We start from the raw sequence: 6,662 nt of genomic DNA, 5'->3' as shown, positions 1-6,662 counted from the left end.
CTGAAGCTGCTGGAGCAGGCCCAGCGCCTGCTGGCTGAAGACGCCGCTGCCATCTTCCTGTACCAGCCGCACTGGCTGACCGCCGCCCGCAAGGGCCTGCAAGGGCTATGGGAGCAGATGCCCATCTCGGTCAATGACCTGGCGACCCTGCGCTGGCAGTGAGCGCGGCCGGGCGGCGGCAAAAACAGGAGCAAATTTGAGGGGGCTGAAAGGCCGTTTTGCGCACGCTTTACTAGGACCCAACGCTATTGCTTTAGGAGCTAAACAGGGCCGGGCAAACCGCTTGCGCCGTCAGTGCTTTTTGAGGGAGGTGCGCTGGATGGCCTCGTTGATTTCGGCGATGGAGCGTTCGATGGCCTCGTCGTCCAGTTCGTCCAGCGCGCTGTCGGGCAGGCCGCTGGTGGGCTGGATGGTGGAAGCAAAGGCGCTGTCGTCCATGGAGGCGGTTTCGGTGAAGCCGGGACGCCCGCGCCGCTGGCGCGCCCTGGCGGGCGCTTCCCACTCGAAGGCCAGAACGGTGACGTTGTCGCAGCGCGGGCCGCCTTTTTTGAGGGCTTGGTCGATGAGCAGGGGCATGCCTTCGGCCAGGGGGCGCTCGGCCATGCCGCGCATGATGATGTCGTCGTCCAGCGTGCCCCAGAGGCCGTCGGAGCAGAGCATGACGCGGTCCTGGTCTTGCAAGACGATGGGGCCGCCTACGTCGAACATGGGGCGCACGGTGGAACCCAGGCAGGTGAAGAGGACGTTGCGGTTGACGTCCTTGAGCGAGGCGCCGCTGCTGGCCTTGGCTTCCAGGTAGGAGTGGTCGCGCGTGCGCTTGAGCAGCTGGCCGCCGCGCACGACGTACATGCGCGAGTCGCCGCAGTGCACCCAGTGGAGCTGGCCGCGCTGCACGACGGCGGCCACAAGGGTGGTGCGGGGCGTGTCCATCATGCCGCGCGAGCTGGCGTAGCGGATGATCTGGTGGTGGGCTGACATCAGGCCCCGGCCCAGGAAGCTGGGCACATCCGCCATGCGCGGCTGCGCTTCGCGCTGAAAGAGGGCGGACATGGTTTCCAGCGCGATTTGCGCGGCCACTTCGCCTTCGGGGTGGCCGCCCATGCCGTCGGCCAGGGCGAACAGGCCCGCTTCGCGGGTGTAGCTGTAGCCCATGCGGTCTTCGTTTTTCTCGCGCGAGCCGAGGTGGGTTGCTTCAAAAATTGAGAATTGCATGGCGGGTGCTTTTTTTATTTGCTGGCTTTCTTGCCGTCAGCCATGAGGTTGCCGAACTGCATGCGCACGCGTTCGCTGACGGAGGGCTTGGTGTAGGTGCGCTCGCCTTCGCGGCTGAGTTCCTTTTGCAGGGCGAAGACCGATTGCGGGCGCGAGAGGGGGTCGAGCGACATGCACCATTGCACCACTTCAATGAGGCTGTCCGAATAGATGCCGCGCATGCGCGTGAGGGCGCTGGCGAGCTGGTCTTTTTCCAGGCGCTGGGGCGCATCGTTGGGCGGGTAGCCCTGCATGCACGAGTAGATGCACGCGCCGATGGCGTAGATGTCGGTCCACGGCCCCATCGTCGAGTCGCGCCGGTACATCTCGGGCGCGGCAAAGCCCGGTGTGTACATGGGGCGGGTGAAATTGCCTTCCTTGTTGAGCACTTCGCGCGCGGCGCCAAAGTCGATCATCACGGCCCTGTCGTCGTCGGTGATGAAAATGTTGGCGGGCTTCAAATCAAGGTGCAGCATCTTGTGCTGATGCACGATGCGCAGCCCGCGCAGCACCTCGTCATACAGCGAACGGATGGTGGACTCGCGAAACACCTTCTTGTTGTTCAGCTCGCGCGCGGTGACGATGAAGTCTTGCAGGCTGGCGCCTTCCAGATAGTTCATCACCATGTAAACGGTTTCGTTCTGGCGGAAGAAGTTGAGCACGCTCACCACCGAAGGGTGGGCAATTTGCGCCAGCGAGCGGCCTTCTTCAAAAAAGCTCTTCAGGCCCAGGCGGTAGAGCGAAAGCTTTTCGGGCGCAACGTGCGGAATCAGCTCCCCTTCCGCGCGCGTGACCAGCGCCGAAGGCAGGTATTCCTTGATGGCCACCTGCTGCCCGTCATGATCCGTGGCCAGATACACCACGCCAAAGCCCCCTGACGAGACCTTGCGCACCACGCGGTAGCCGCCAATGACCGTGCCAGCGGGCAGTGAAGCAGGTTTGGGTTTTGACATAATTTCAAGCCAGAAAACAAGTTAGCCCGGCCTGACCGGGCTTTCTTTTTGTGCGTCAGCCGCCGCCTTCGCCCCCTTCAGGCCGCGCGCGATCCACCTCGTTGCATCAGGAAAGATTTGACATGCCAGTTTACAGTATGACGGGTTACGCCAGCGCCCAGCACACCCCGGGCGGCAACGCCGAAATAGCCACGCCCGCCGCCTGCCTGGCGCTGGAGCTGCGTTCGGTCAATAGCCGCTTTCTGGATGTGGTGCTGCGCCTGCCCGACGAGCTGCGCCCGCACGAGCCTGCCCTGCGCGAGCTGATCGCCAAGCGCCTCAAGCGCGGCAAGGTGGAACTGCGCGTCAGCGTGGAAGCCGCCGCTGGCGCCGCCCTGCCCGATGTGCCCGTGCGCACCCTCCAGCGCCTGGCCGCCGCGCAGCAGCAAGTGCGTGTGTGGCTGCCCGAAGCCGCCCCCCTCTCGGTCGCCGACGCCTTGCGCCTGGCCGCTGGCGACAGCGCCGCCAGCCCGGCCCTGGGCGAAGCCCTGCTGCCCCTGGCCCGCCAGGCGCTTGATGAACTGGTGGCCGCCCGCCAGCGCGAAGGCGCGCGCCTGCTTGCCCTGCTGCAAGAGCGCATCACCGCCTTGCGCGCACTGGCCGCGCAAGCCGCCCCGCTCGTGCCCCAGCTGGTGCAAGCGCAGCGCCAGCGCTTTCTGGAGCGCTGGCAGGAAGCCCTGGGCGCGGCCCCCGCCAGCGAAGCCGTCACACAAGCCGCGCAAGAGCGCGCCCTGGCCGAAGCCACCGCGTTTGCCATCCGCATCGACGTGGCCGAAGAACTGGGCCGCCTGGCCGCGCACCTGGACGAAATCGAAGCCGTGCTTCAAAAAGGCGGCGAAACCGGCAAGCGCCTGGACTTTCTCATTCAGGAGTTGCACCGCGAAGCCAACACCCTCGGCAGCAAATCCGCCACGCTGGAACTCACCCGCATCAGCGTGGACATGAAAGTGCTCATCGAACAAATGCGCGAACAGGTGCAGAACCTGGAATAAGCGCCGGGCCGCGACTCATTCAGGCGTTTTTGCATGCGGCCAAGCCGGCAAAACCAGACGGGCGGCAGGGCGCTCAATCCTGCGCGCGCTCAATGAATCTCTCGTCTTCCCGCGTGCATGGGCGGCTGGGCGACTGAATGCCGTACCCCAGCCCCAGATACAAGGCGCTGCGGTAGCGGCCTGATTGCGTCAGCAGGTTGATGCCTTCCGCGCCCTGGCACATGCGCGCCCGCGTCACCCGGCCTGCCCGCAGCTCCGCCACGCTGCCCGCGCGCACCCTTGGAGCAGCCAGAACCATGCCCGCAAAAGGCATGGCCGGCGCAGGGCTTGCCTGGCCGCGCCATTCATAGCTGAGCACTTCGCGGCCTGATGCAGTCATTGCGGCATGGCCTTCCCCGGCCCGCACAGAAACAGGCGCCAATTCCTGAAGGGTGAATTTCCTGCAACAAACGGGCTGCCCATCGGGGCCTGGCCACTGCGCCCATAGCGGAACATCCGCCTCTGGCGCGTGCGTGAGATGGAAATACGTTTTCCCTGACGGACTGACCACCACGAACCCCGAAGCAGGCGCCTGCGCCGCCGCAGACGCGCAAACGCTGGCCCATGCAAATGCCAGCAGATAGCGGCGGAATGCCGCCCGCACTGAATGCGGCCAATTTGTCTTCAAAAATCGATGATTGCAGCGCCGGGAAAACAAAAACGAGCGTAAATTTTCCATCATGCTTGTTGTTCCAGCTTCTCTGACCAATAAATAAGGAGCCTAGGAAGCAAACGCCTCACAGAGGCTCATCCCTGAGCGGTTCAAGCAGTGTCTTGTAGAGATCAAGATGGCAGTGATTGAAACGCAACTCGGTCTCCTTGAGATGCAACGCGAACTTGTCACGTCGCACGCCATGAAACTGCGCCAGCCGATGTTTGGCATGGCTCCAAAAAACTCGATGCCGCTGACGTGTATAGACACACTCGCCTCGCTTGAGCAGACCCAAGACGATGGTTTTGCCACCTGCACCACACCCACGTTTGCCCCGGATACGCTGATGCAGCGCATTGGCCGGGCGCACGGACAGGCCACATGGCTGCGCGGCATCCGTGGCGGTCAAGTCCATGGCAAACAGGCGCAAAAGATGCCGAAACCTTGCCTCACTGATTTCTGAATGGCGTCAGTACCTGTTTTTGCTTGGCATTTCAGGAAGTTGGCGTGCGTTGAACACATGCTTGCTTCCTAAGCCCCTATGGAAATAGGTACGCGTTAGCATCTAACCCGCATTCATCCAGACACGAATGTTTCTCGCCCTTGAAAGGATACCTCATGCGTATCCGCCCTCACCCTGTACCGCCGCCTGCGCCAGCCTCGCAACCCGCCAGCAGCGCGCCACCTCCACCTGTGCCGCCCGCCGCGCTCGGCCACGCCGCATCCAACCTTCTGGCGCAACTGCCGCTGCCGCCCAACATTGCCCTGCAACAGCGGCGCCACGCGCAGCAAGAGCCGGGGCAGCAACAGCCGCACGGCCAGCCGCAGGAGCAGTCCGGCAATCGGCAGCCAGCTCAGTCACCCGTCCCTACATCCAGACGCAAAGATGATTGCGACGACCGGCAACACGACAGTTGCGATTGCGAGTGCCCTGCCAACAGACCCAATGAACCTGGTTACCAGCGGCCACGGCCAGGCGATCCCAACCAGATCATTCCGCCACGGCCCATCGGCGTGCCCATCGTCCCCGGAACCGACCCCAACGCTCCCCCCGAAGGCGACGTGTGGACCAACGACGGAACGCCCACCATGCCGCCCGTCACCGTTGAAGACCAATACGACCCGCCCCGCTGGTCCCCGCCTCCGCTGTACAGAGAGCCGTTCGACGCATACCCGCCGCCATCCTGGGGCGGCATCTCCAGCCCAGGCGCACCCGGCTCGGATGGCCCCTCAGACAACCCCGCGCCCACGCCATCTCCTGCGCCTGCCGCCCCTGCCAGCCCGTTCGTCCCGCAGCCGGACGACCAGCCCGTGGCGCCGCCCGCCTACGGCGTCGTCACGTTCGACAGCGAAGGCGAGCCGCTGCAGCGCGACAACCGCGACCCGCAGCGGCCCGACACGCTCATTCCCGAACACCTGCAGGCCATCCACCAACAGGTGGTGCGCGAGCTGCTGGCCGCGCAGGCGCGCGAAGATTCCCTGCCAAGCGATGGCGACATCACCTACGCCGCAGGCCCCCGCGCCCTGCGCAACGCGTACCAGGTCTCGCCCGTCATCAACCAGGGGTGGAGCACGGCGCTGAACGCCGCCGCAGACCCCCTGGGCATCCTGGGCAATCTGCCCGCCCTCTATGGCGACCTGAATCGGCTTGACCGGCTCAACGCCGAGCGCGCCATCGAAAACATGCGCCAGCAAATGCGCGACCAGGGCGTGCCCAACGTCCCCAACGATTACGTGCTGTCATGGGTGCGCGGCGGCAACACGGTGCGCAACTACCGCGCCACGGTCGAACAGCTGGAGGGCATTTACACCGCCTTCCTTCAGGACCGGCGCCTGCGCCGAACCTGGGGCGACGATTACCGCAACATCCGCATTGGCAACCAGCGGCTGACGCCATTGCAATTCGAAAGGCGAATCAGCACATTGCAGCAGCGAATCACCAACGAGTCATACGAACAGGCACTGGAGCTGGAAAGTCAGCACCAGCTGGAGCGCAAGCCCGGCATCAGCCTCAACGTGGCCATCGGCAACTACATAGACAATGCCGTGCGCGACGCTCTACGGAACGAGTTGAGAAACATGGGCATAAACGAACACCCGCACTCCCAGATAGCCGCCGTGAACCGGCGCCTGACTTCGCCCGAAACCAGCCAGTACGGCATTCCGGATGTGCGCCTTGGCCGGAATCTTTATATGGACACCACCATAGCCTTCAAAAATCCCCTCACCCCGCAGCTCAGGGTATGGCATTCCATATACGAAGGCCATTACATGATCATTCGCCCGGAAGCGCTGGGAGGCTCGTATGCCGTTCCCCCCCGAAACATCAACAAACTCCCTCTTGCCCCCAAAGGAACCATGCCATGACTGCATTAAGAGAATCACTCGATCGGCTTGCCTGCAGACTGGTCACCATGACCTTCAAACCCGATCGCTATCCTTCACGCAATATGACTTACGAGGGCAACAAAGAATATATATTGCATTTCTGGTCTGAAGCCAAGGCAAAGCTGAAGCGCGACGTGATTTTCATCGCGCCCATCGACGCCTTGCTGGACGAAATGTTTACCGCCTTTGAATCCGGAAACAGGGACAAGGGCGTGCGCATTGCCATGTCCCTGTGGGCCGCTGACATCAAGAAATTGCGCTGACCCGCAGGGGCTTTGCGCGCCTGAAACGCCGCCATGGCTTTGCCGAATGCCAATGGCGGCATTTTCAACACATACGGATATTTGC

7 protein-coding genes are annotated in these 6,662 nt (G+C 63.4%); 3 read left to right on the top strand and 4 right to left on the bottom strand.

Annotated elements, in window-relative coordinates:
• Nucleotides 1-291 precede the first annotated feature (291 nt).
• Together QB898_RS03730 and QB898_RS03725 are read right to left on the bottom strand one after the other, a co-directional pair.
• Nucleotides 292-1,212 (bottom strand): PP2C family protein-serine/threonine phosphatase, encoded by a 921-nt coding sequence (locus tag QB898_RS03730; protein ID WP_279523845.1) that lies wholly within the window; start codon nucleotides 1,210-1,212, stop codon nucleotides 292-294.
• Nucleotides 1,213-1,226: 14 nt separating this feature from the next.
• Nucleotides 1,227-2,204: a serine/threonine protein kinase gene (locus tag QB898_RS03725; RefSeq protein ID WP_050715649.1), complete on the bottom strand. Its 978-nt coding sequence runs from the start codon at nucleotides 2,202-2,204 to the stop codon at nucleotides 1,227-1,229.
• A gap of 122 nt (nucleotides 2,205-2,326) precedes the next feature.
• Here QB898_RS03725 and QB898_RS03720 point away from each other — a divergent pair, with 122 nt between their 5' ends.
• On the top strand, nucleotides 2,327-3,235 hold the full coding sequence (locus QB898_RS03720) for a YicC/YloC family endoribonuclease (protein ID WP_279523844.1): 909 nt from the start codon (nucleotides 2,327-2,329) through the stop codon (nucleotides 3,233-3,235).
• 73 nt (nucleotides 3,236-3,308) lie between these two features.
• Here QB898_RS03720 and QB898_RS03715 read toward each other — a convergent pair whose 3' ends face one another.
• The gene (locus QB898_RS03715; protein ID WP_279523843.1) at nucleotides 3,309-3,614 is read right to left on the bottom strand and encodes a hypothetical protein; all 306 of its coding nucleotides are present in this window, start codon (nucleotides 3,612-3,614) and stop codon (nucleotides 3,309-3,311) included.
• Between the two features lie 397 nt (nucleotides 3,615-4,011).
• Nucleotides 4,012-4,383: a hypothetical protein gene (locus QB898_RS03710; protein WP_279523849.1), complete on the bottom strand. Its 372-nt coding sequence runs from the start codon at nucleotides 4,381-4,383 to the stop codon at nucleotides 4,012-4,014.
• A gap of 161 nt (nucleotides 4,384-4,544) precedes the next feature.
• Here QB898_RS03710 and QB898_RS03705 point away from each other — a divergent pair, with 161 nt between their 5' ends.
• Complete coding sequence (locus QB898_RS03705) at nucleotides 4,545-6,293, top strand: hypothetical protein (protein WP_279523842.1); 1,749 nt, start codon at nucleotides 4,545-4,547, stop codon at nucleotides 6,291-6,293.
• Nucleotides 6,290-6,577, top strand: coding sequence for a hypothetical protein (locus tag QB898_RS03700; RefSeq protein WP_279523841.1), 288 nt, complete (start codon nucleotides 6,290-6,292; stop codon nucleotides 6,575-6,577). Before QB898_RS03705 ends, QB898_RS03700 begins: the two co-directional genes overlap by 4 nt.
• Nucleotides 6,578-6,662: the final 85 nt, after the last annotated feature.

The sequence above is a fragment of the Ottowia cancrivicina genome (assembly GCF_029813755.1).
GTDB classification, from domain to species: Bacteria; Pseudomonadota; Gammaproteobacteria; order Burkholderiales; family Burkholderiaceae_C; genus Ottowia; species Ottowia massiliensis.
The sequence above is the reverse complement of the archived record's forward strand: the minus strand, read 5'-3'. Positions and strand labels throughout refer to the sequence as shown.